The following is a 24,790-nucleotide window of genomic DNA, read 5'->3' as shown; positions in this document are numbered from 1 at the left end:
GTGCGCTGGGGCGTCGTACGGGACTGAGCCGGGGCCGGTGGCGCATGCACGGGGCCGGGGGGGGGGGGGGGGGGGGGGGGGGGGGGGGGGGGGGGGGGGGGGGGGGGGGTGGGGGCGCCCCCCCCCCCCCCCCCCCCCCCCCCCACAGCACCCAGAGCCCCCTACGCCTCCCGTGCCCCCGAGTACATCTCCTCCAGCAGGTCCTTGAACGTCCGCTCCACCACCGGCCGCTTGACCTTGAGGCTGGGGGTCACCTCGCCGTGCTCGATGTCCAGGTCGCGCGGCAGCAGCCGGAACTTGCGGATCTGCTGCCAGCGCTGGAGCCCTTCGTTGACCCGCTCGACGTAGCCGTCGACCAGCTCGCGGACCTGGTCGGTGGCGACGACCTCGGCGTACGACTTGCCGGCCAGGCCGTGCTCCTTGGCCCAGCCCATGATCGTCGGCTCGTCGAGGGCGATCAGCGCGGTGCAGAAGTTCCGGTTGGCGCCGTGCACCAGCACGTTGGAGACGAACGGACAGACCGCCTTGAACTGGCCCTCCACCTCGGCCGGTGCGATGTACTTGCCGCCCGAGGTCTTGATGAGGTCCTTCTTGCGGTCGGTGATCCGCAGATAGCCGTCGGCCGACAGCTCGCCGATGTCACCGGTGTGGAACCAGCCGTCCTCCTCCAGGACCTCGGCGGTCTTGTCCGGCAGGCCGTGGTAGCCCTGCATGATGCCGGGGCCGCGCAGCAGGATCTCGCCGTCCTCGGCGATCCGGACCTCGGTGCCGGGCAGCGGCTTGCCGACCGTGCCGGTGCGGTAGGCCTCACCGGGGTTGACGAAGCTGGCGGCGCTGGACTCCGTCAGGCCGTAGCCCTCCAGGATGTGGATGCCGGCACCGGAGAAGAAGTAGCCGATCTCCGGGGAGAGCGCGGCGGAACCGGAGACCGCGGCGCGCAGCCGCCCGCCGAATGCCTCGCGCAGCTTGGCGAAGACGAGGGTGTCGGCGACCTTGTGCTTGGCGCCGAGCGCGAACGGCACCGAGGCGTTGCCGGTGCGCTGGAAGTTGTCCTGCGAGGCCTTGGCGTACTCGCGGGCCACCCCGGCGGCCCACTGGAAGATCTTGTACTTGGCGCCGCCGCCCTCCCGGGCCTTGGCCGCGACACCGTTGTAGACCTTCTCGAAGATCCGCGGTACGGCCGCCATGTACGTCGGCCGCACCACCGGCAGATTCTCGATGATCTTGTCGACCCGGCCGTCCACGGCGATCACATGCCCGAGCGCGATCTGCCCGGCGGTCAACACCTTGCCGAAGACATGCGCCAGCGGCAGCCAGAGGTACTGCACGTCCTCCTCGGTGACCAGCCCGGTCGCCTGGATCGCGCGGGCCATGTACGACCAGCAGTCGTGCGGCAGCCGTACGCCCTTGGGGCGGCCGGTGGTGCCGGAGGTGTAGATCAGCGTCGCCAGCTGGTCGGCGCGCAGCGCGGCGACCCGCTCCTTGACGCACTCCGGGTGCTTCTCCAGATGGGCGGCGCCGCGCTTCTCCAGCTCGGCGAGGCTGAGCACCCAGCCCTCGGGGTCGTCGGCCGCAGGCTCCGCGCCCGTGTCGTCGATGACGACGACGTGCGCCAGGTCGGGCAGCTCCGCGCGCCGCTCACGCGCCTTGGCGAGCTGTCCGGCGTCCTCCGCGATCAGCACCCGGCTGCCGGAGTCGGCGAGGATGTACCCGGTCTCCTCGGCGTTGGTGCTCGGGTAGACCGTGGTGGTCGCGGCGCCGGAGCAGAGCACACCGAGGTCGGCGAGGATCCATTCGACGCGGGTGTTGGCGGCCAGCGCCACCCGCTCCTCGGGCCGTACGCCCAGTGCGATCAGCCCGGCGGCCACGGCGTAGACCCGGTCGGCGGCCTCGGCCCAGCTGATGGCCTTCCAGTCGTCCGGACCCTGGCCCGAGGCGGGCGGGACCGGATAGCGATAGGCCTCGATATCGGGCGTGGCCGCGACCCGTTCCAGGAAGAGGTTCGCCACCGAGGGCGGCCGGTTTTCGATCAGCGTGTAGGTGTCCGTCACGGCGTCCTCCGGGGCCCGCTTCGTTGCTGGTGACTCGCGAGTAACCTTGAGCGTGATCAGAGTAGAGCGCGTCGGGCCGCCGCGTAAGGGCCTGAGACCGACTCGTTCACGATGTGACCAGTGCGATAGGTGTACGTAGCACGCTCATCGCCCGATATGCGAGCCGGGCCGGTCACCGCCACCAGACCACAGCGGGCGACAGCGGTCACGCCGCGTCGGAACGGCGCGCTCCGCATTCATCCCGATGCACGTCCCGGCGCCCGGTGCGCGCCCGCACGCCCCGGTACGCGTTCAGAAGCCCGGTCCGCGTTCAGACACCCGTACGTCGTACGCGCCCCGGAGAGTCCAATAAGGGCCCACGTGCGACCTGAAGCCCCCCGGGGGCTAGGAGAGGGCCCACACAGGCCCCAGGGGGAGGGGCGGAGGTCGGACAGGGCCCCGGAAGACGAAGACGAGGGCAGGGCGCGCGCCCCATAGGGGGCCGACGCCCTGCCCTCGCTCTTGCCGCCCGCTTCTGCTTCTTCTTGCGGCTACTTCTTCCTGCTTCTGCTACTTGCTGCTGCTTCTTGCGGCTACTTCTTCTTCTCGCCGTCGGAGTCCGAGGACAGCACCGCGATGAAGGCCTCCTGCGGGACCTCCACGCTGCCGACCATCTTCATCCGCTTCTTGCCTTCCTTCTGCTTCTCCAGCAGCTTCCGCTTACGGGAGATGTCACCGCCGTAGCACTTGGCGAGGACGTCCTTGCGGATGGCGCGGACGGTCTCACGGGCGATGACCCGGGAGCCGATGGCGGCCTGGATCGGCACCTCGAAGCCCTGCCGCGGGATCAGCTCGCGCAGCTTGGCCACCAGCCGCACGCCGTACGCGTACGCCTTGTCCTTGTGCGTGATCGCGGAGAACGCGTCGACCTTGTCGCCGTGCAGCAGGATGTCGACCTTGACCAGGTCGGAGATCTGCTCACCGGTGGGCTCGTAGTCCAGCGAGGCATAGCCGCGGGTCTTGGACTTGAGCTGGTCGAAGAAGTCGAAGACGACCTCCGCCAGCGGGAGGGTGTAGCGGATCTCGACACGGTCCTCGGAGAGGTAGTCCATGCCGAGCAGGGTGCCGCGGCGGGTCTGGCACAGTTCCATGATCGCGCCGATGAACTCGCTGGGCGCCAGGATCGTGGCGCGCACGACCGGCTCGTGCACCTCGTCGATCTTGCCGACCGGGAACTCGCTGGGGTTGGTGACCTCGTGCTCGACGCCGTCCTCCATGATCACGCGGTAGATCACGTTGGGGGCGGTGGCGATCAGGTCGAGGCCGAACTCGCGCTCCAGGCGCTCGCGGACGACCTCCAGGTGCAGCAGGCCCAGGAAGCCGACGCGGAAACCGAAGCCCAGGGCGGCCGAGGTCTCCGGCTCGTATACCAGCGCGGCGTCGTTGAGCTGGAGCTTGTCCAGGGCCTCGCGCAGCTCCGGGTAGTCCGAGCCGTCCAGCGGGTACAGGCCCGAGAAGACCATGGGCTTGGGGTCCTTGTAGCCGCCCAGCGGCTCCGTGGCGCCCTTGGTGAGCTGGGTGATGGTGTCGCCGACCTTGGACTGGCGGACGTCCTTCACACCCGTGATCAGATAGCCGACCTCGCCGACGGAGAGGCCGTCGGCGGCCGTCATCTCCGGGGAGTTCGTGCCGATCTCCAGCAGCTCGTGGGCCGCGCCGGTCGACATCATCTTGATGCGCTCGCGCTTGTTGAGCGTGCCGTCGACGACCTTCACGTACGTCACGACGCCGCGGTAGGAGTCGTAGACCGAGTCGAAGATCATCGCGCGGGCCGGGGCGTCCTTGGTGCCGACCGGGGCCGGAACCTCACGGACGACCTTGTCCAGCAGCTCGGGCACGCCCACGCCGGTCTTGGCGGAGACCCTCAGCACGTCGGACGGGTCGCAGCCCACGAGGTTCGCCAGCTCCAGGGCGAACTTCTCGGGCTGGGCGGCCGGCAGGTCGATCTTGTTGAGGACCGGGATGATCGTGAGGTCGTTCTCCATCGCCAGGTAGAGGTTGGCGAGGGTCTGGGCCTCGATGCCCTGGGCGGCGTCCACCAGGAGGATGCAGGCCTCGCACGCGGCCAGCGAGCGGGAGACCTCGTAGGTGAAGTCGACGTGACCAGGGGTGTCGATCATGTTGAGGATGTGGGTCGGGCCACCTTCCTCGTCGCTGCGGGCCCAGGGCAGCCGGACCGCCTGGGACTTGATCGTGATGCCGCGCTCGCGCTCGATGTCCATGCGGTCGAGGTACTGCGCGCGCATCTGCCGCTGGTCGACGACGCCGGTGATCTGGAGCATCCGGTCGGCGAGAGTCGACTTGCCGTGGTCGATGTGCGCGATGATGCAGAAGTTACGGATGAGAGCCGGGTCTGTACGGCTCGGCTCCGGCACGTTCGTAGGGGTCGCGGGCACGCAGGGTCCATTCAGTGAACGCGGGTAGGCGGGACTCGGGTATGTGACGTCTCCCCCATGGTCCCATGAGCGGCGAGGTCGGTCGGGTTTGGGCGGGGTGCCGGTCGTACCGGGTCGGTCGCGGGGCTTTGCGGGCGCCCGCGCGGAGGGCTCCACGGGGCCTGGTGGGGGCGCGTACGAGGCTCATACGGAGGGTGGCCTCGGCCGCTCCGGCGGGGGCCTCGGGCTGGCTCCGGCGGGGGCCTCGGCCACTCCCTGCGGCGGCCCACGGCCCACCGCGGGCCCGGTTTGGGACGCTGTAGACCCTGCTGGTAGCCTGGTCCACTGCGCTTCGTGCCCTCTCTCGTGCGTGGCGCAACTCGAAACTCCAACGAACCTGAAAAGGCTCTTTCGTGGCGAACATCAAGTCCCAGATGAAGCGGATCAAGACCAACGAGAAGGCTCGTCAGCGCAACAAGGCTGTCAAGTCCGCTCTGAAGACCTCGATCCGTCGCACCCGCGAGGCCATCGAGGCCGGTGACCTGCAGAAGGCCACCACCGCCCAGGCCGAGGCTGCCAAGAAGCTCGACAAGGCCGTCAGCAAGGGTGTCATCCACAAGAACGCCGCCGCCAACAAGAAGTCGGCGCTGGCGAAGAAGGTCGCGGCCCTCAAGGCCTGACCTTCCCCCGGAAGAAGATCGCCGGCCTGTCCAAGGCCCTGATCTTCCTCCACCCGCAGCATCAGCTGCCCGCAGCACCCCTGCCGACAGGGACCCAGCGGCCCCTCTCTCCGCTCCCTGGTCGGTGCACCACCGCGCCGCACACGGCCTGCGTTCGCCACGCGGGTGCGGCGCACCCGGCTCACCCGGCGGCCACCACCGCCGACGAAGCCGCAGTCGCTTGACGCGAAGGCCCCGCCACTCCCCTTCCCCGGGGTGGGCGGGGCCTTTCGTCGCGTCTGCGCCCTTCACTTACGTCTGTTCCTTCCTCACTCGCATCCGCCCTTTCGCAGGCCGCTTGTCCCTGTTCCGGCCGCCCCGGCGATGGACGTAGATGCGGTCGTATATTCGGTTCAGCTGTCAGTGGGGTCCGCTACGCTGCGGCCATGTCCATCTCGGGGGATCCGAACAATCCCTACGCCCAGCCGCAGCCCAACCCCTACGGCCAGGTGCCGGCGGCGCAGAGCCCGGTGCCGGTGCCGGTGCCGGTGCCGCCCCAGCAGAACCCCTATACGCAGGCCCCGCCGGCGCAGCCCCCCGGCGTCGGCTACGGCTATCCGGCACCCGGCGTGCCCGCCGCCCCCACAGGGACACCCGGTGATTCCGGCGGCTCCGGCCGCGGCGCCTCCGGTTGGCTCTGGGCGCTCGGCGGTGCGGTCGCCGCGTCCGCGATAGGGGCGTCACTGCTGTTCGCCACCGGCGGATTCTCCTCCGAGCCCAGCCCCGACCTCGCGGGCTACGGCTACACCAGCGATCTGTGCGCGGCCACCTCGATGACCCCGTTCGAGAACGCCGACTTCGAGACCAAGAAGAACACCGGCTCGACCTCGAAGGACGCCAACCCGCAGCACAGCGGCGCGCAGCAGAAGTCGCTGGACACCATGTGGTGCAACGTTTCGCTGCAGCGGAAGAACGCCGGCAGCTCCGACTACTCCTCGACCTGGCTGTACAACACCGCCACCCTGCACAAGAAGACCGACCCGGCCCCGGAGTTCGCCGACGGCTACCGCTCGTACGAGAAGCAGGACACCTCGGTCGGCTACAAGGTCGAGTCCGTTGCGGGCCTCGGCGACGAGGCGTATCTGGTGACCCGGAACGACGAGGGCGGCAGCAGCACCAGCTCCTATGTGATCCTCGGCGTCCGGGACGGCTGGATGACCTACCAGTCGACGTGGTCGAGCTACGCATCGAGCAGCAGCTCCAGCAAGCCGCCCACCTCCTCCGAGGTCGCGACCATGCTGAAGACCAGCGCGACGGAGACCCTCAAGCGCCTGCGGAACTCAGGGTCGCGGTAGGTCCGACAACGGCCACGGCGGCGGACAGGGCGGCGGACACGGCTGCGGCAACGAACCTGGACCGCGTACGCCGTAGCCCCGCGCGCCGCACCACACCCCCGTACGTCACCGCACACCCCACCCCCGTACGTCACCGCACTCCGCACCCCTCCGCGCCCGTGCGTCAGCGCGTCACGCCGCCGCCGTACGTCACCGGCTCCCGCGCATCACCGCGACCGCGCCGCGCGGGCCACCGCGACGATGGCCTTCTCCAGGGCGTACGCCGGGTCGTCCCCGCCGCCCTTGACTCCCGCGTCGGCCGCGGCCACCGCCCGCAGCGCTGTGGCCACGCCGTCCGCCGACCAGCCGCGCATCTGCTGCCGCACCCGGTCGATCTTCCACGGCGGCATGCCCAGGTCACGGGCGAGGTCACCGGGGCGCGCGCCGCGCGGGGCGGAGGCCAGCTTGCCGATGGCCCGGACGCCCTGGGCGAGCGCGCTGGTGATCATGACGGGGGCGACGCCGGTCGCCAGCGACCAGCGCAGCGCCTCCAGCGCCTCCGCCGCCCGCCCCTCGACGGCACGGTCCGCGACGGTGAAGCTCGAGGCCTCGGCCCGGCCCGTGTAGTAACGCCCGACGACGGCCTCGTCGATGGTGCCCTCGACATCGGCCGCCAGCTGCGAACAGGCCGACGCCAGCTCACGAAGATCGCTGCCGATCGCATCGACCAGCGACTGGCATGCCTCCGGCGTCGCCGATCGCCCGACCGTGCGGAACTCGCTCCGTACGAAGGCCAGCCGGTCGGCGGGCTTGGTCATCTTGGGGCAGGCCACCTCGCGCGCCCCGGCCTTACGAGCGGCGTCCAGCAGGCCCTTGCCCTTGGCGCCGCCGGCGTGGAGCAGGACGAGCGTGATCTCCTCGGCGGGCGAGCCCAGATACGCCTTGACGTCCTTGATGGTGTCCGCGGACAGGTCGTGGGCGGCCCGCACCACCACGACCTTGCGCTCCGCGAAGAGCGAGGGACTGGTCAGCTCGGCGAGGGTGCCGGGCTGCAGCTGATCGGGGGTGAGGTCGCGTACGTCGGTGTCCGCGTCGGCCGCCCGCGCGGCCGCCACCACCTGCTGTACCGCGCGGTCCAGCAGCAGGTCTTCCTGGCCCACCGCGATCGTGACGGGAGCGAGGGGGTCATCATGAGCTGTCTTCCTGGCCATCGCGGTCCAGCATCCCACGCCCCACTGACAACGCCGCCCGGGCGGCTGCCCGGCCCACCGCCGCCCCCGTCCGCCGGAGCCACCGGCCTCCTGCCGGACAATGGGCGGGTGAACGACAACGCCCGCCCCGCACGCCATGTCCTCGTCCTGCCCGACCGCGACGCCGCCGAGGAGGTGGCCGAGGCCCTGGCCGACCGCTTCGGCGTCACCGAGGAACCGCTGCTCGTACGGGACGCGCTGGCCGGTGAGGACGACGCCGAGGACGCCCAGTGGCTGGTGGTGGTCGAAGACCCGGACGCCACCCACGAACCGGCGCAGCTGGACGGGCTCGCGGCGGAGTACGAGGGCTGGCTGGAGACCGAGTAGCACCGGTCGGCGGGCACAGGGCCCACGCCCTCGATGGGGCACAGGCCCACGCCCATGCCCATGCCCATGCCCATGCCCATGCTTCCTACGGCTGGGAGCCCGCCCCGGGCACCCGCACCTTGGCCACCACGGGCTCCCGCTCCAGAACGATCCCGAAGTGCTCCCGATAGGCGGCGAGGATTTCGCCCGCCTCCACCTGGCGCTCCTCCCGCGCACCGTCCGCCCCGGTGATCACGAGCGTACGGCCGGAGAGCGTCACCCGACCGGTCTCGGTCAGCCGCGAGCACACCAGGGACTGCGTGAAGTGCGACTTCGGCGAGGTCTGATGCCACCAGCAGCCGACCTCGAACTCCGCGTACGCACGCGGACGCTGCTCAAGCCGGTACTGGGGCCTGCCGTCCCGCAGCACATCGAGGTCCCCCTCCGCCGTCTCCTCGATCCGGAACACCCCGGCGGGATCGCTCTGCTCGGCACGGCTGTCCCAGCGCAGCGGGAGGTGGCTGTTCCGGCCGAAGCCGACGTCCGCGAGCCAAGGCCCGCTGGGCGTCTGGACGCGCAGCGCGAGATGGTCGTACGGAATCCCCGGCCCGTCGGGACCGAACACCCGGGCCGCGAGCAGCTCGACCTCGTAGCCGAGGGCCCGCAGCAGCATCGCGAAGGCACCGTTGAGCTCGTAGCAGAAGCCGCCGCGCCGGGCACCGACGATCTTGTCCAGCAGCGGCTGCTCCGCGAGCACGATCTCCTCGCCGAGGTGGACGGAGAGGTTCTCGAAGGGGACGGTGCGCAGATGCCCGAGGTGCAGCGCGCGCAGCGCGTCGGCGTCGGGGGCCGCGGGCCGTACGACCCCGATGCGGTCCAGGTAGGCGTCGACGGCAGTGGTGTCCATCAGGTGTGCGTCCTCTCCGTAGCGAACCAGCGGCGGGTCTGCTCCACCGCGGAAGCGGGGGTCCCCGCAGCGATATCGGCGATGGTCTGCGCCGCCAGCTCACGCCGCCAGGCCAACTCGGCCTTGCGCATCGCCGTGGAGATTCCGCACGGCCGGCCGAACTCCCGGCCGGGGTGCTCGGCCCCGGCCCCCTGCCGGCGGATCTCCTGACAGCGGAAAGCGTCTTCGGTGCCCTCGATCGCCGCAACTACGTCCATCAGCGTGATCCGCTCCGGCGCCCGCGCCAACTGGAAGCCGCCCCGGGCCCCGGGCGTGGACGTCAGGATCCCGGCCCGCACCAGAGCCTGCAGCCGCTTGTTCAAGTAAGCCGCCGGCAACGCGAACGAGGCAGCCAACCGGGCCGTGGAGACCGGCCCTTCCCCCTCCAGCCAGACCAGCGTCACACAGCAGTGCAGGCCCCACTCGACGCCTTCACTCATCCTCATAACCTGGAGTCTACATATCCTGTTTCCGCCGAGCGCCCTGGCGTGTTCGGCACACGGGCCCTACGGAATCGCCTGGTAAGTCGGGACGACTAACAGGGTCCGGCCCGGGAGGGGGCTCCTGGTTGACGGCTGCCTCCGGGAGGGCGCGGAGCCGCGGCACGGGCGAAGGGAGCAGCCAGACAAAGCAGAGTGTGGCGCCTGCGGTGGCGACCCAGAGGCTGGGTCGCAGCCCCAGGGCCGTGCCCAGCACGCCTCCGGCCAGGGCGCCGAGAGGGCGGAAGCCGTAATTCACGGTGCGGGACGCGCCCGTGAGGCGGGAGCGCAAGGCATCGGGCGTCAACGCGGCGAGCAGCGACCCGGAGGATATGTCCAAGAGCATCAATCCGACGCTGGAGAGGAATTCGGCGAGGAAGAGCAGGGCGATGACCAAAGGGCCGGGCCCGCCGGCCAGCGGGACGAGGAGGAGGGGGACGGTGAATCCGGCGAATCCGAGGAGAATGGTCGGTCCGATGCCGATACCGCTGACGACACGGCCCGCGACCGCCGCGCCGATGAGGCCGCCGATCGCCCCGCTTCCGAGAATCACCCCCAATTGGCCTGCCCCTAAGCCGAGTTCGGTGGTGGCGTAGAGCACGAAGAGGGTGTGGAACATGAGATTGAAGAACTGCACCGTGCCGGAGGCGGCGAACATCGCACGCAGAGCGGGATGCCGCAGCGCCCAGCGCAGCCCCTCGGTGACATAGCCCTTTGCCGGTGGCGCGGGCGGCGGCTCAGCAGGCGCTATCCGAGCCAGCAGTGCGGCGGAGCACAGAAAGGTGAGCGCGTCGGCGAGCAGAGCCAGCGGCGCGGCGAGCAGCTGGACGAGCAGGCCGCCTACGCCGGGCCCGCCGACGAAGGCCATCGCGCGGCTGCCGTTGAGCAGGGAATTGCCTGCGACGAAGCGATCCTTGGGGACGAGTGAGACGAAGAGGGTCGCATTGCAGATGTCGAAGAGAACGGTGAACACGCCGACGGCGAAGGCGACAGCGTAGAGCTGAGTGAGCGTGAGCGCGTCCAGGGTGTAGGCGACAGGCAGCGAGAGCACCAGCACCGCACGCAGCAAATCGGCGGCGATCATGATTCGGCGGCGTTTTGAACGCCCGTCGATCCAGGCGCCCGCGGGCAGGCTCAGCAGCAGAGCCGGAAGCAGCTCGGCGGTCTTGAGCAGCCCCATCTCGGCAGCGTCGGCGTCCAGGACGAGGACAGCGACGAGCGGGATGGCGATCAGCGAGATCTGATCGCCGACGAGGGAGATGGACTGGGCCGTCCAGTAACGGCGGAACGCGCGCTTGCGTAAGAGATCGGGGACGCGTGCCGCCCATGCACTCATGCGGCCCCGTCTCTGGCCGGGGGCTCCTTGCGACAGGCGTCCCCGTCCACCTCGTCCGCGATCCGGGACGTGCCGCCACCGACCACCTCGGCATGACGTACGAAGGCGACCCGCAGGAAGCTCACCAGTCGCGCGTCGACCGGACGGGACTCCGGAACCTGCAGCCGTGCCGCATACGGTGCGAGCAACTCCGTTATCCGCTCGCCGATTTCGGTGAGCTCGCTCGCGGTGAGATAGAGCGAGACATCCCCGTACTGCTCGGCCTGCTGCCACACCTGGGGCAGGGTCGCACGCTGCTCCAACGCGCGCGTCATCTTGGCGAAGTAGTTCTCGGCAAGCACGACGTTCAGCGCCGCGGAGGCGTCGATGACGGCGGGATCCTCGGAGCACTCCGGCCAGTCGGTGAACTGTGTGGTCGCCCGCCACGGCTTCTCCCGCCCCCGCCCACCCTCGGCCTGCTCCACCAGGTCGTACTTGGCGAGCATCCGCAGGTGGTACGAGCAACTGGCGACGGACTCCCCCGTCAGTTCGGCTGCCCGGGTGGCGGTGAGCGGCCCCTCGCGCCGCAGCAACCCGACCAGCTCCATGCGGGTGGGGTGGGCATAGGCCCGCAAGGCGCGCGGGTCGGAGAGATGAGTGCGGTCGGCGAATGGGTCCGACCGGGGCTGCGACGCCACGGCATCCCCAGCGCGCGCCGACTCCGGGTCCGTGGTCCGCTTCGTTTCCTCCACCATGATCTAAAGATACCTTTAGAAAGGTTCCTTTACAAGGGTGAAAGGGCAGCCGATGAACCTCTGGTGACGGGCTACCGAAGAGGTCTCGGGGTGTGGTGGGGGTCCTTAAAGTTTTGACATCCCGTCGTCCGAGCATCTGTGCGAGGTTGCCGTGGCTCTGCCGGACACCGAGACGATCCTCACCGCGGCCGGACTCGTGGCGACGGCCGTGGTGTGGGCCGTGGAGCGGTCTCTGCCGGGCCGTAAGCGGATCGGCTATCGGGTCCAGATGGACACCGCGATCGGCATGAACCCCCAAGACGCGCACAGCCTCGTGCAGTTGCGGCTGCTGCGGCAGGAGATCAGCGACGCGACGCTGGCGCTGCTGCGGTTCGAGAACGACGGCGGCAAGGACATCGTCCGGCAGGACTATCAGGAGGCGCTGACCGTCGAGTTCGCCGGACGCACCGTCATCGGCGCCGAGGTGCCGGACGCCAATCCGACGGACCTGGTGCGCATACTGACCCGCAACGGCGGTGGGCTGCGGCACGAGGGCGGCCGGCTGTTCATCCCCAAGGTGCCTCTGAACAAGCGGAACCACTTCAAGCTGCTGGTGCTCCTCACGAGCTCCGATACGGACCAGGGCACCGAGGGCGGACGCGCCGGCGGCGCGGCCGGGACCGTGACCGTCGGCGGGTTCATCAGCGGCGGACGGATCCGGCGCAACGCCCAGCGCTGGGGGCCGCGCAAGCTCAGCCTCGCACTGGGTGGCACCTTCATCGTCCTGCTGGGGCTGCTCGGCGGGCTGCTGCTCAGCGGCGGGGTGACGCCGGTGCCCGGCGAATGCGCCGCCGGGCGGCTGACCAACGACGGATCCACCGCGTTCGCCCCGCCGATGCGGGAGGTCGCCCGGCAGTATCGGGCCCGGTGTGCGGACGCCGAGGTCACGGTCCTGGAGAGCGGCAGCCTGTCCGGCCTGGGCAACCTCAGCCGGGAGGCCGGGCCCGCGTCCATCGAGGGCCCCGGTTTTATCGCCGTGTCGGATGTGCCGGCGCCGTCCCTCTACCGACGGCTGGAGGGCGACCCGGTGGGCGTCATCGTGCTCAGCCTCGTGGCCGACGACAAGGCCGGCGTCGACGGCCTCACCTCCGCCCAGGTGCGGAAGATATACGACGGGACGTACACCAACTGGCAGCAGCTGAACGGGCACGACCTGCCGATCCGCCTCGTCAGCCGGGACGCCGGGTCGGGCACCCGCCGGGCCTTCGAGACATCCGTTCTGCACCGTTCGGAGCCGGGCGTGGTGTCGTCCTACGACTGCGGCGACAAGGACCGCGACGCACGAGCGCGCCTGACGCGCTGCGAGGTGAACAGCACCAAGAGCCTGCTGGAAGCGGTCGACCGGGTGCCGGGGGCGATCGGTTACGCGGAGGTCTACGCGGCGGCGCAGCGGCAGCACGTGGTCAGTGTGCGGCTGAACGGGAACGAACCGGACATCGAGTGGGGACGGCAACGCGACTACCCCTTCTGGACGGTGGAGTACCTCTACACCTACGGGCGGCCCGAGGACGACTCGCTGACCGCGAAGTTCCTGGCCTTCATGGACTCCGACACGGCGAAGAACATCATGCGGATGTACAAGCACGTGCCCTGCGCCGACCGGCAGAGCCTGCCGGTCGTCGTATGCCGGCCGTGAGGGGGCGGCCGGCGGGAGCCCCGCGTCCGGCGACCGTTGCCGCGAGCCCGGCCGGACCGCCCAGCACCGCGATCGCACCGTCGGTGTCCGTGCGCAGCACCCGGGCGCCCTGGGCACGCAGCGCCGCGATGGTCCGGTACGCCGGATGCCCGTACGGATTGCCGGCCCCGCACGAGATCAGCGCCAGGCGCGGCGCCAGCCGGCGTATCAGCGGCGGGTCCTGATAGGCGGAGCCGTGGTGCGCCACCTTCAGGACGTCGACGGCCCCCAGCTCGGGGTGGGCCGCCAGCAACGCCTGCTGAGCGGGTGGTTCGAGATCGCCGAGCAGCAGCAGGGTCATTCCTGCCGTGCGGACGAGGAGGGTGACGCTGGAGTCGTTGGGGCTGTCGGCGCTGTCGCGGCTGCCGGTGGCGACGGGGCCGCCGGGCCCCGGTGCGGCGGGCGGAGCGGGAGGCCAGAGGACTTCCCAGGTGAGGGGGCCCAGGCGACGCCGCTCCCCCGGTGCGGCGGGAATGACCGGGATGCCGGCGGCCGCAGCCGTACCGCGTACGAACCGGGCCTGCCCTGGCGGCTGTTGAAGCGTCGTGGTCTCGATGGCGCCGACCGAACGGCCGCGGAGCGCGCCGGGCAGCCCGTCCACATGATCGGCGTGGAAGTGGGTGAGGACGAGGAGCGGGATGCGGCGGATGCCCAGGTCGGTGAGGCAGCGGTCGATGGCGCGCGGCTCGGGACCGGTGTCCACCACCAGCGCCGTGCCCTCCCCCGCTGCCAGCACCAGCCCGTCGCCCTGCCCAACATCGCAGACCACGGCACGCCACCCGGGCGGCGGCCAGCCCGTGATGACACGGGTCAGCGGGGCGGGCCGGCAGACCGCAAGGATCACGGCCAGCGCGCACAGCACGCACACCCAGGGGCGGCGCAGCGACCGGCGGCCGACCGCCACCAGAACCGCGATGACGACCGCGAGCACCAGCCCGCCCACCCAGCCACCGGGCCAGCCGAACTCGGCTCCCGGCAGCGCCGCCCCCGTGCGGGCCACACCGGCGATCCACTCGGCCGGCCAGCCCGCGCACCACGCCAGCGCCTGGGCGACCGGCGGCGCAACCGGGGCGGCGGCGAGGGCGGCGAAGCCGAGGACCGTGGCAGGGGCCACGGCCAGCTCGGCCAGCAGATTGCAGGGCACCGCGACCAGGCCCACACGGGCCGCGAGCACGGCGACGACGGGGGCGCAGACGGCTTGGGCGGCGGCCGCGGCGGCGATCACCTCGGCCAGCCGGGGCGGTACCCTGCGCCGCTGCAGAGCCGCGCTCCAGCGTGGTGCGAGCAGCAACAGCGCGCCCGTGGCCAGGACGGAGAGCAGAAAGCCGTAACTTCGGGCGAGCCAGGGGTCGTAGAGGACCAGCAGCAGCACCGCGGCGGCGAGTGCGGGCAGCAGCGAGCGGCGGCGGCCGGTGCCGATCGCCAGCAGCGTGACCAGGCCGCAGGCGGCGGCCCGCAGCACGCTCGGGTCCGGGCGGCACACGACGACGAAGCCGAGCGCGAGGGCCCCGCCGATGACGGCCGTCCCGCGGAGCGACAGGCCAAGGAGCGGCGCCAGCCCACGCCGCTCGGCACGCGTGGCCAGATGCGGCGGGCCGATCAGCAGGGCGAGCACGATCGTCAGATTGCTGCCGGAGACGGCCAGCAGATGCGTCAGGTCGGTCGCGCGGAAGGCGTCGTCCAGGTCCGGCGGCACGCGCGAGGTGTCGCCCACGACAAGACCCGGCAACAGCGCGCGGGCATCAGGCCGCAGACCGTTGGTGGCGTCCCGGAGCCCCGCGCGCAGGCTCCCCGCCAGCCGCTGAAGGCTACTGGGAGCGCGGACTTCGGCCGGCGGCGCGTCCGCGGCGACCCGCAGCACGGCGGCCAGGCGGTCGTTCGACGACAGCGGCGGTACGGCGCGGGCCACGACCCGGATACGGGTCGACGGCAGCAACCCGCGCCATGCCGAGGTCAGCCCATGGCGTCCCTGGGCGCGCTGAACCGTCCCCGGCGCGCCCGCGGCGTCGGAAGCCGGCGGGCGGGCGTCGGCGGAATTCCGCACGGCGGCGCCACTCGGGTGCTCCGCCCCGTCGCCTCGGCCGCCCTCGTTGTCGCCGTCGCGGGGCTGCACGACCACCAGGGTCGGCGTGCGGACGGCCGTGACCTCACCGCTCGGCGCGGTGACGCGGACGGCGTCGGCCGTGAACACCACTGCCGGGGGCGTCCGTTGGGATCCGCGTACCCGGGGCCTGGTCAGCCGGGGGTCGCCGGTCACCTCCAGCTCCGCGGTGACCCGCGCGTACCGCCCCGCCAGGGCCGGCAGCGGTCCACGCCGGACATCCGCCGCATGCAGCGCCGCGGACGCCGCACCTGCGGCGGCACACAGCAGCGCCGCGGCCAGCGCCACGAAGGCACCCGCGGACCACATGCGGGGAGGACGGGGGCGGGACGGCTGCGTTTCGCTCGGGCCGGTGCCGGCCCGTGGCCGTGGCCGTGACCCGTCGCGCGGCGGTGCGTCGCGTCCCGGTCCGTCCCTCCGCGCTGCAGAAGCTGACGCATCAGGGGCTGATGCTTCGGGGGCCGGCGCTTCGGGGGCTGACGGCTCAAGGGCTGGCGCCTCAGAGTCTGGTGGCTCAGGTCCTGACGCCCCAGGATCTGGCGCCTCGGGATCTGGCGTCCCAAGTTCCGGAGTCGCGGCCTCCGGCAGGCCACCGGCCCCGGACTCACGCTCCGTCCGGCGCCGGACCACGGCCACCCGTAACGCGACCGCTGCGAGAAGCACGGCCGCACCGCAGGCCACGGCCACCGAAGCACCGGGCACACCCAGGGCGATCGCCGCGGCCGCCCAGGCCGCCAGTGCGGGCGCGACCAGGCGCAGATCGGCCGGGCCGTCCTGATGCGGGTCCGAGGCGCCGCGCACGGAGGCCGCCATGGCGTGCACCGGGGGCCGCGGGCTGGTCACGGCTCCACCAGCGGGCGGAGGTCGGCGAAGCGGCGCTCTCCGATACCGGTCACCTGGCGGAGCTGGTTCACCGAGGTGAACCCGCCGTGCTGGGTGCGGAACTCGACGATGTGGCGGGCCAGGACGGGCCCCACCCCTGGCAGTGCGTCGAGCTGCTGCTCGGTCGCCGTACTGAGGCTCACCGGCCCGCTCGGCGCGCTGGGCCCGGCTCCGGCCTCCGCCGCCCCACCAGGCCCCGCGGCTCCGGTGCCGCCAGCGTCGGCCCCGGCACCGGTCATGCCGACGACGATCTGTTCGCCGTCGGTCAGCAGCCGCGCCCGGTTCAGGCCACGGGTGCTCGCCCCGTGCAGCACACCGCCCGCCGCCGCCAACGCGTCGATCACCCGGGACCCCAGCGGCATCCGATGGATTCCGGGGTGCCGGACCTTGCCGGTGACGTCGACGACCAGCTGCCGTCCCCCACCGCTCGGCGGGCCACTCGCCATCGCGGCGGAGGACGATGAGGCGGGCGGTGGCGGCGGGGAGGACGGTCGCGTGCCGGTCCCCGGGCCGGGCACGCCGGGCGCCCCCTCGACCACCGGGGCGCGTACCGGCTCGGGGCGCCCGGCCCAGAAATGCTGGACGGCGAAGCCCACCGCGACGACGAGCACCAGGGCCAGCGCGGCGAGCGCCCTGGGGTCGGTGCCGCACCGTAACTGCACCCAGAGGGGCAGTCGTTCACGCACCGCGAGCCAGGCCCGCTCCCGACGGCGTCGGCCGGGTGGATCGTGCCCGGGAGGGGTGGGTCCCGCCGGCACGGCCGCCCCCGCGTCGCCGAAGACCGCCGCGACACGGGCCCGTACGCGCTCCCGCTCCCACTCCCGCGGCCCCGTCGCAACGGATGGGCCCGGCGGGCCGTCCGACACTGCGTGCGCCGGTGAGGCCGTCGGGGAGGGGGAAGAGCCTGACGAGGAGAAGGGAGGGGCCGAGGAGGCGGACCAGGCCGAGGAAGCCGACTGGGCGGATCGGAACGAGTTCATACCGACCGACGCTAAGCACCTCGCGCAGATCTCGCCGAGGCACCTCAGATTCGGTGGACAGCACCCGAGTTGTGGATAACCGTGTCACCCACAAGGCACCCTGGAGTCTCTTCTCAGCGCGGCGAGACCACGGCCCCCAGCAGCCCCGGCCCCGTGTGCGCGCCGATCACCGCACCGACCTCGCTCACATGCAGCTCGTTCAGGCCCGGCACCCGCTCCCGGAGTCGCTGGGCCAGGGCGTCCGCGCGCTCCGCCGCGGCGAGATGGTGGACCGCGATGTCGACCTGCCCCTCGCCCGCGCGCTCCGCCGCGATCTCCTCCAGCCGTGCGATGGCCTTGGAGGCCGTACGGACCTTCTCCAGCAGCTCGATCCGCCCGTCGGCCAGTTGAAGCAGCGGTTTGACGGCGAGTGCGGAGCCGAGCAGGGCCTGGGCCGCACCGATGCGGCCGCCGCGCCGCAGGTAGTCCAGGGTGTCGACGTAGAAGTAGGCGGAGGTGCCCGCCGCGCGCTTCTGCGCGGCGGCGACGGCTTCGTCCATGTCCCCGCCGGCCTCCGCGCTCTCCGCGGCGGCGAGGGCACAGAACCCGAGAGCCATCGCGACCATTCCGGTGTCCACGACGTGTACCGGTACCGGTGCGTCCTGGGCCGCCATCACCGCCGCGTCGTAGGTGCCGGAGAACTCCGAGGACAGGTGCAGCGAGACGATGGCGCCGGCGCCGTCCGCCGCCACCTTCCGGTAGGTCTCCGCGAACACGGCGGGGCTGGGGCGGGAGGTCGTCACGGGGCGGCGCTTCTGCAGCGCCTGGGCGACGGATCTCGCGGAGATCTCGGTGCCCTCTTCCAAGGCCCGGTCCCCCAGGACAACGGTCAGCGGCACGGCCGTGATGCGGTGGCGCTCGACAGCCGCCCGCGGCAAGTAGGCCGTGGAGTCGGTGACGATCGCGACATGGCGGGACATGACTGGGAGATTATCCGGGGATGCGGACGCCGCACAGTGCGGGCCCCTCCCCAAGATCTTCCCGGTTTCACCAAGGCTCTGCCAAGTGCCCACCGGGCGACCTTGTCATCAGCCTCGGCGTTTGTCATCGCCTTCCCGGGGCCCCCGCCCCGCCCCCACCCACCCCCCACCGCTCCTCCTACGCGTTCACGTCGGTGTGCCCTCCGTTCGCGGGGCCTTCTGCCAGGGGTAGGTCTGCTGGGTGCGGGGGTCGCGGGCGGTGATCGCCTGCGGGGTCTCGGGGGACGGGCCCCAGGAGTACCCGGCGTCGGTGGTGTCCGAGGCCGGGCCCGGCCGGGCGTCCGCGTCCGACGGGCCGCCTGTGGTGTGCGCCGCCGGCCGCGCAGGGCCGCCCGCCCCCGGCTGGCTCGCGGCGCCGGGACCGCGCTGCTGTCCTCGCCGCTCCTGCACCGGCTCCCGCAGCGGATCCGTGGCCGGCTCGTCCCGGGTCCAGTGCCGCAGCGCGCCCGACTCCACGTCGATCTGGTCGCTCAGCGCGGCGAGGTCGTCGTCGGCGAACTTGCGGGCGCGGTCACGGGCCGCCCAGCGCAGCGACTCCGCGGAGTGCGTGATCCGCTCCATGCGCTCCCGCAGCTCCGGGAGGCGGGCGGCGATGGTGGCCCGGTCGGGCTCCCGCTCCAGGCGCTTGAGGTCGGCGTCCAGCTCATGGCCATGGGCGCTCAGCCGCTCGAAGAGGCCGATCGCCTCGCTGAGGGAGGCGTCTTCCGGGGCGCCGCCGTACAGCACGTCCTGGGTGGCGCGCATGGACGTGCGCAGGGAGATCCGCAGCTGCGCCAGTTCGCCGACGACGCCGGGCTGGGCGAGCTGCCGAGCCCGGAGGGCGGTGTCCTCGACGCTCCTGCGGGCCTGGGCGACCGTGCGGTCCACGCCGCGCTTGGCCGCCTTCACCGCCTTGACGGTCACCCACACGCCGGCCAGCACGAACAGCACGAAGAGCAGTCCGAGGATGGCGACAACGGCTTCCATGGGCTCTCCCCAGACATGGTCGGCGGCGCCGGTCCTCGCCTGCGCCCTGTATCTCCACCGTAAACGGCTCGGGCAGGCTGCGGGTTCCTGACGAACCCCCAACCTGCCCGTAGGGGAAACCACCTATGTCCTGCCCGGAGCCCGCGCCGGTCCCCGGCGCTGCCGCCCGGGGCGCCCGCCGAAGTCCGAGCTCAGGCCGCCCGGCTCGCTCCGGCCCGGCGCTCGGCGCTGCCGCCCCAGGTGCCCGGAACGGATCCGTCCGGGCACCCGCGGCGACCGGCGACTACGCCGGGACGATGTTCACCAGCTTGGGCGCCCGGACGATCACCTTCCGGATACCCGCGCCGTTCAGCGCCGCGACCACCGCCGGCTCGGCCAGCGCCGTCGCCTCCAGGTCCGCCTCGGAGATCGAGGGAGCGACCTCCAGACGGGCCTTGACCTTGCCCTTGATCTGGACGACGCAGGTCACGGTCTCGTCCACGACGTACGCCGGGTCGGCGACCGGGAAGTCCGCGTGCACGACGGTGGTGGTGTGGCCCAGCTTGCGCCACAGCTCCTCGGCGATGTGCGGGGCCAGCGGGGCGACCAGCAGGACCAGCTGCTCCGCGACCGTGCGGGGGATCGGGCCGCCCGTCTTGGTCAGGTGGTTGTTCAGCTCGGTCACCTTGGCGATGGCGGTGTTGAAGCGCAGGTTCGCCATGTCCTGGGTCACGCCGTCGATGGCCTTGTGCAGGGCACGCAGGGTGGCCTCGTCGGGCTCGGTGTCGACGACGGTCACCTCGCCGCTGGCCTCGTCCACGACGTTGCGCCACAGGCGCTGCAGCAGGCGGTACTGGCCGACGACGGCGCGGGTGTCCCACGGGCGCGAGACGTCCAGCGGGCCCATCGCCATCTCGTACAGGCGCAGGGTGTCCGCGCCGTACTCGGCGCAGATCTCGTCCGGGGTGACGGCGTTCTTCAGGGACTTGCCCATCTTGCCCAGCAGCCGGGAGACCTTGCCGCCCTCGTAGTAGAAGACGCCGCCCTCGTGCTCCTCGACCTCCGCCGCGGGGACGGCGATTCCACGGGCGTCCCGGTAGACGTAGGCCTGGATCATGCCCTGGTTGTACAGCTTGTGGAACGGCTCGGCGGACGAGACGTGCCCCAGGTCGTACAGGACCTTGGACCAGAAGCGGGCGTACAGCAGGTGCAGTACGGCGTGCTCGGCGCCGCCCACGTACAGGTCGACGCCGCCGTGCGGCTGGCCCTCGCGCGGTCCCATCCAGTACTGCTCGACGTCCGGGTCGACCAGCTTGTCGGGGTTGCTCGGGTCCAGGTAGCGCAGCTCGTACCAGCACGAACCCGCCCAGTTGGGCATGGTGTTGGTCTCACGGCGGTAGCGCTTGACCCCGTCGCCCAGGTCCAGCTCGACGTTGACCCAGTCCTCGTTGCGGGACAGCGGGGTCTCCGGCTGGGTGTCGGCGTCGTCGGCGTCGAAGGTGCGGGGCGAGTAGTCCTCGACCTCGGGCAGCTCCAGCGGCAGCATCGACTCGGGCAGCGCGTGCGCCACGCCGTCCTCGTCGTAGACGATCGGGAACGGCTCGCCCCAGTAGCGCTGCCGGCTGAACAGCCAGTCGCGCAGCCGGAAGTTGACGGTGCCCTCGCCGATGCCCTGGGCGGCCAGCCACTCGGTGATCTTCGCCTTGGCCTCGGTGACGCCCAGGCCGTCCAGCGAGATCGTGCCACCGGACGAGTTGATGATCTTCGCTTCGTACGAGGCGAAGGCGTCGTCCCAGGTGGACGGGTCGGTGCCGCGGCCGTCCGACGGCTCGACGACACAGCGCATCGGCAGCTCGAAGGCACGGGCGAAGGCGAAGTCGCGGGTGTCGTGCGCGGGGACGGCCATGATCGCGCCGGTGCCGTAGCCCATCAGGACGTAGTCGGCGATGAAGACCGGGACCTGCTCGCCGCTGACCGGGTTGGTGGCGTAGACGCCGGTGAAGACGCCGGTCTTGTCCTTGGCCTCGGCCTGCCGCTCGACGTCCGACTTGGACGCGGCCTGCTTGCGGTACGCGGCCACGGCCTCGGCCGGGGTCGCGTGGCCGCCGGTCCACACGTCGTGGGTGCCCTCGGGCCAGGCGTCCGGAACGATCGAGCCGGCGCCGTCGTCGGCGCCCGCGATCAGCGGGTGCTCGGGGGCCAGCACCATGTACGTCGCGCCGAACAGGGTGTCCTGACGGGTGGTGAAGACGGTGATCTTCTCGTCGCCCACCGGGAAGTCGACCCGGGCGCCCTCGGAGCGCCCGATCCAGTTGCGCTGCTGCAGCTTGATGGCCTCCGGCCAGTCCAGCTGGTCCAGGTCCCTCAGCAGCCGGTCGGCGTAGGCGGTGATGCGCATGTTCCACTGGCGCAGCTTGGCCTTGAAGACGGGGTAGTTGCCGCGCTCGGAGCGCCCCTCGGCGGTGACCTCCTCGTTGGCCAGCACCGTGCCCAGACCGGGGCACCAGTTGACCGGCGCGTCCGAGGCGTACGCCAGGCGGTACTCACCCAGGATGTTCGCGCGCTCGATGGGGCTCAGACCGGCCCAGGGGCGGCCGTCGGGGGTCCGGCGGGTGCCGGCCTCGAACTGGGCGACCAGGGTGTCGATCGGGCGGGCCGCGTCCGCCTCCGGGTCGTACCAGGAGTTGAAGATCTGCAGGAAGATCCACTGGGTCCACTTGTAGTACGCCGGGTCGATCGTCTCGATCGAACGGCGCTGGTCGTGGCCCAGGCCCAGCCGGCGCAGCTGGCGCCGCATGTTCACGATGTTGGCCTCGGTGGAGACCCGCGGGTGCGTGCCGGTCTGGACGGCGTACTGCTCGGCGGGCAGGCCGAAGGCGTCGAAGCCCAGGGTGTGCAGGACGTTGTGGCCCGTCATCCGCTGGTAGCGGGCGTACACGTCGGTGGCGATGAAGCCCAGCGGGTGGCCCACGTGCAGGCCGGCGCCCGACGGGTAGGGAAACATGTCCATGATGAACTTCTTGGGGCGGGCCACCACGGTGGGATCGCCGGCCAGGTCGCCCGTCGGGTTGGGGGCCGCGTAGGTCCCCTCCGCCTCCCAGAAGTCCTGCCAGTGTGCCTCGATGTCGGCGGCCAGCGCGGCCGTATAGCGGTGCGGCGCTGCCACCTCGGCAGCGGTGGTCGTCTCGCTCATCGTCCTCAAAGCTCCATCGATCGTCTCTGCCTGCGGAAACGCGCCTCGTCCCCGGCACCCGCCGGAAACAAAAAGACCCCTCGCACAGGAGGGGAAGCCGCGCCGATTCCGACGGGGTCTGTCATCCGTCGGTACTGATCAGCGCGGCCCGCTAAGCAGAAGGCGTACGGCACGCATGGCGTCAGGGTACCGCAGGGCGTACGGGGCCCGCGCTGAGGATTACCCCCACACGGGCCCCGTCCCCCGTTACCCCGCGCTCCTGCCGCCGCTCCACCGGGGCACGGGCGGTGCGGGGAGGCGGTGCCGTGCCCCGGTGGCCATCAGGGGCGGTAGGAGGTCACATAGCCGGCGCCCGGAGTGCCCACGCCGGTGACGTCGTCGTAGCCGACGCCCGCGTGCAGGGAGCTGTCCTTGCCCAGGCTGCGCAGCGAGGTCGTGGTGCCCTTGGTGTCGTCGGTGCCGTTGACGTAGTCCACCCGGACCACGGCCAGGTCCCGGCCGGCGCCCAGCGGGTGGTCGGTGACGTCGTGGTAGGCGGCGGTGCCGTAGCGCTGGTAGATGGCGGGGTTGGCGAAGCCGATGGCGACGCCGTGCCGGGCCTGCTGCGCCAGCGCCTGGACGCCCGCGATCACCGGCGCGGCCAGAGAGGTGCCGCCGATGCGGTACTCGTCGTAGCCGAGCGAGCCGTCCGGCAGGGTCTGGGTCTGGCCGACCAGGAACCCGGTGTTGGGGTCGGCGACCGCCGCGATGTCCGGGACGGTGCGCATGGCGCCCTTGAGGGCCACGTTCGAGAGCGCGTCCGGGACGACTCCGCGCTGGTAGAAGGGCTGCGGGACGGTCTTGCTGGTGCCGCCGCCGGCGCCTCCGTTGAAGGTGCCGGGGAAGCCGGCCCAACTACTGCCGTCCTTGGACAGGACCGTCTTCAGGGTGCCCCAGCCGGTCTCCCACTGGTAGGCGTCGTGCTTGCCGACGGCCAGGGAGGTGCCGCCGACCGCGGTCACCCATGCCGAGTTCGCGGGCGTGTCGACCTGTTTGGTGCCGGTGTTGGCGACCTCGTCACCGTTGTCACCGGAAGAGAAGTAGAAGCCGATGCCCTGTACGGCGCCCTGCTGGAAGATCTGGCCGTAGGCGGCGGCCACGTCCGGGGTCTCGTTCGCCTCGATGTCGCCCCAGGAGTTGGAGACGATGTCCGCGAGGTGCCCGTCGACGATCTTGCCGAGCGAGTCGAGCAGATCGTCGTCCATGCAGGAGGCGCCGCCGACGTAGACGATGTCGGAGTCGGGGGCGACGGCGTGCACGGCCTCGACGTCGAGGGTCTCCTCGCCGTACCAGCCGGCCGCGCCGCACTCCTCGATGTGCGTGTAGTCCTTGGGCAGCACCTGGGAGAGCTGGCCGCTGCGGTAACGGGGGTCGCCGTTGCGGGCGGCGTACCGGGCCGCGTCCTGGGCGATGGTCGGCGAGGCGTATGCGTCGGTGATCGCGACGGTGACGCCCTTGCCGGTCCACTTCTTCGCCCCGTAGGCGGCGCGCAGCTGCTTGCCGGTGTAGCCCTTGATCGCGTACGGCGCCCTGCTCCCGTAGGCGGGCGGCAGCTTCTTGGCGGTCCTGGAGCCGTAGTACGAGGAGAACGGCCCGGAGTTGCGGAAGACGCCCTCCGGCGGAGGCAGTTCGCCGGAGTGGTGCTTGGCGAGCTTGGGCGCGTTGTCCAGGCCGGTGACGGTCAGCACCGCGTCGGCCAGCGAGGCGGGCGCGGAGGCCGTGGTGGACGGCGCGTGGTAAGTGTGCCCGGCCTTGCGGTAGTTGTGCAGGTCGGTGGCGAAGGCGCGCTCGGCGGCGGCCGCGTCGCCCTTGACCGCCAGGTAGCGGTTGGTGGTGCCGGTGACCTTCAGGCCGGACTTTTCCAGCCAGTCGGTCACCTTGGCTATCTGGTCGTGCGTCGCGCCGTAGCGGGCGCGCACCTGGGCGGGGCTCAGATACTTCCCGTACGCGGCGGAGTGCGGGTCGGACACGGCCCTGGCGTAGTCGGCGAGGCCCTTGGCGTCGCGGCCGGCCAGGTAGACGCGGGCGCTGACGGCCGTGGCGGCGGCGGTGGCGCCCTGGTCGGCCTGCCGGGTGGCCCACAGGGGCTTGGTGCCCTGCAGCGCGTGCCGGCCGCCGTCGTGGCCCGCGGCGTCGGCGGCGGGCGCGCCGAGCGCGAGCGCGCCGGCGACCAGCGGCAGCGTCGCCGCCCAGGCCAGACGGGCGCGGGCGCGCGGTGATCTGGTGCGGGTCGATCTCATGTAACCCCCTGTGTGGCGATGCGGTGCGCCGTGGGGTGACTGCGCCGGTGCGGCGGTGTGGGCACCTCACGAGCGGTGAATGCGCGGGATGTGACGCTCACGCGGTTCGCCACTCTTTCGGTGAACCGTTCATGTCAGGGGCATGCGATCACCAAGAAGCGCCCAAGG

The 24,790-nt window shown here is 71.7% G+C and carries 17 protein-coding genes; 4 read left to right on the top strand and 13 right to left on the bottom strand.

The window, feature by feature from the left end; genetic code table 11:
* Positions 1 to 161: 161 nt before the first annotated feature.
* Both ACZ5XZ_RS37425 and lepA read right to left on the bottom strand, forming a co-directional pair.
* Entirely contained in the window at positions 162 to 2,051 is a 1,890-nt protein-coding gene (locus ACZ5XZ_RS37425) for an AMP-dependent synthetase/ligase (protein ID WP_468986662.1), read from the bottom strand.
* Positions 2,052 to 2,623: 572 nt separating this feature from the next.
* Entirely contained in the window at positions 2,624 to 4,486 is a 1,863-nt protein-coding gene (gene lepA, locus ACZ5XZ_RS37420; RefSeq protein WP_468986659.1) for a translation elongation factor 4, read from the bottom strand.
* 392 nt (positions 4,487 to 4,878) lie between these two features.
* Between lepA and rpsT the strand changes: the two genes are divergently transcribed.
* Complete coding sequence (gene rpsT / locus ACZ5XZ_RS37415; protein ID WP_393486936.1) at positions 4,879 to 5,145, top strand: 30S ribosomal protein S20; 267 nt, start codon at positions 4,879 to 4,881, stop codon at positions 5,143 to 5,145.
* Positions 5,146 to 5,570: 425 nt separating this feature from the next.
* A complete protein-coding gene (locus ACZ5XZ_RS37410) occupies positions 5,571 to 6,479 on the top strand; it encodes a hypothetical protein (protein ID WP_468986656.1) in 909 nt (302 codons plus the stop codon).
* Positions 6,480 to 6,685: 206 nt separating this feature from the next.
* On the opposite strand, the gene holA is transcribed toward ACZ5XZ_RS37410, so the two are convergent.
* Positions 6,686 to 7,669 (bottom strand): DNA polymerase III subunit delta, encoded by a 984-nt coding sequence (holA, locus tag ACZ5XZ_RS37405; RefSeq protein WP_468986654.1) that lies wholly within the window; start codon positions 7,667 to 7,669, stop codon positions 6,686 to 6,688.
* 108 nt (positions 7,670 to 7,777) lie between these two features.
* Between holA and ACZ5XZ_RS37400 the strand changes: the two genes are divergently transcribed.
* A complete protein-coding gene (locus ACZ5XZ_RS37400) occupies positions 7,778 to 8,035 on the top strand; it encodes a hypothetical protein (protein WP_468986651.1) in 258 nt (85 codons plus the stop codon).
* 85 nt (positions 8,036 to 8,120) lie between these two features.
* Here the strand turns inward: ACZ5XZ_RS37400 and ACZ5XZ_RS37395 are convergent, their stop codons facing one another.
* Genes ACZ5XZ_RS37395 through ACZ5XZ_RS37380 form a run of 4 tightly spaced genes read right to left on the bottom strand, consistent with a single transcriptional unit; the run spans position 8,121 to position 11,509 of the window.
* Complete coding sequence (locus ACZ5XZ_RS37395; RefSeq protein ID WP_468986648.1) at positions 8,121 to 8,921, bottom strand: arylamine N-acetyltransferase family protein; 801 nt, start codon at positions 8,919 to 8,921, stop codon at positions 8,121 to 8,123.
* The gene (locus ACZ5XZ_RS37390) at positions 8,921 to 9,406 is read right to left on the bottom strand and encodes an RrF2 family transcriptional regulator (protein WP_468986647.1); all 486 of its coding nucleotides are present in this window, start codon (positions 9,404 to 9,406) and stop codon (positions 8,921 to 8,923) included. The genes ACZ5XZ_RS37395 and ACZ5XZ_RS37390 overlap by 1 nt, the downstream gene beginning before the upstream one ends.
* A 10-nt stretch (positions 9,407 to 9,416) precedes the next feature.
* Positions 9,417 to 10,775, bottom strand: coding sequence for an MFS transporter (locus ACZ5XZ_RS37385; protein WP_468986644.1), 1,359 nt, complete (start codon positions 10,773 to 10,775; stop codon positions 9,417 to 9,419).
* Entirely contained in the window at positions 10,772 to 11,509 is a 738-nt protein-coding gene (locus ACZ5XZ_RS37380) for a winged helix-turn-helix domain-containing protein (RefSeq protein WP_468986641.1), read from the bottom strand. The genes ACZ5XZ_RS37385 and ACZ5XZ_RS37380 overlap by 4 nt, the downstream gene beginning before the upstream one ends.
* Positions 11,510 to 11,660: 151 nt before the next feature.
* Between ACZ5XZ_RS37380 and ACZ5XZ_RS37375 the strand changes: the two genes are divergently transcribed.
* Complete coding sequence (locus tag ACZ5XZ_RS37375) at positions 11,661 to 13,184, top strand: PstS family phosphate ABC transporter substrate-binding protein (protein WP_468986638.1); 1,524 nt, start codon at positions 11,661 to 11,663, stop codon at positions 13,182 to 13,184.
* Here ACZ5XZ_RS37375 and ACZ5XZ_RS37370 read toward each other — a convergent pair.
* The 6 genes from ACZ5XZ_RS37370 to ACZ5XZ_RS37345 form a co-directional block, all read right to left on the bottom strand.
* On the bottom strand, positions 13,114 to 15,633 hold the full coding sequence (locus ACZ5XZ_RS37370; protein WP_468986636.1) for a ComEC/Rec2 family competence protein: 2,520 nt from the start codon (positions 15,631 to 15,633) through the stop codon (positions 13,114 to 13,116). The two genes, ACZ5XZ_RS37375 and ACZ5XZ_RS37370, sit on opposite strands and share 71 nt — an antisense overlap.
* Before the next feature lie 530 nt (positions 15,634 to 16,163).
* Positions 16,164 to 16,868: a ComEA family DNA-binding protein gene (locus ACZ5XZ_RS37365; RefSeq protein WP_468986634.1), complete on the bottom strand. Its 705-nt coding sequence runs from the start codon at positions 16,866 to 16,868 to the stop codon at positions 16,164 to 16,166.
* 431 nt (positions 16,869 to 17,299) lie between these two features.
* Positions 17,300 to 18,145: a DegV family protein gene (locus ACZ5XZ_RS37360; protein WP_468986633.1), complete on the bottom strand. Its 846-nt coding sequence runs from the start codon at positions 18,143 to 18,145 to the stop codon at positions 17,300 to 17,302.
* Between the two features lie 186 nt (positions 18,146 to 18,331).
* Entirely contained in the window at positions 18,332 to 19,171 is an 840-nt protein-coding gene (locus ACZ5XZ_RS37355) for a hypothetical protein (protein WP_468986631.1), read from the bottom strand.
* Positions 19,172 to 19,454: 283 nt separating this feature from the next.
* Positions 19,455 to 22,343, bottom strand: coding sequence for a leucine--tRNA ligase (locus tag ACZ5XZ_RS37350; RefSeq protein WP_468986629.1), 2,889 nt, complete (start codon positions 22,341 to 22,343; stop codon positions 19,455 to 19,457).
* Positions 22,344 to 22,663: 320 nt separating this feature from the next.
* Complete coding sequence (locus ACZ5XZ_RS37345) at positions 22,664 to 24,622, bottom strand: S53 family peptidase (protein WP_468986627.1); 1,959 nt, start codon at positions 24,620 to 24,622, stop codon at positions 22,664 to 22,666.
* Between the last annotated feature and the right edge of the window lie 168 nt (positions 24,623 to 24,790).

Source organism: Streptomyces sp. NPDC033270 (genome assembly GCF_055576575.1).
Note: the sequence above shows the minus strand (reverse complement) of the source record. Positions and strands in the feature narration are given on the sequence as shown.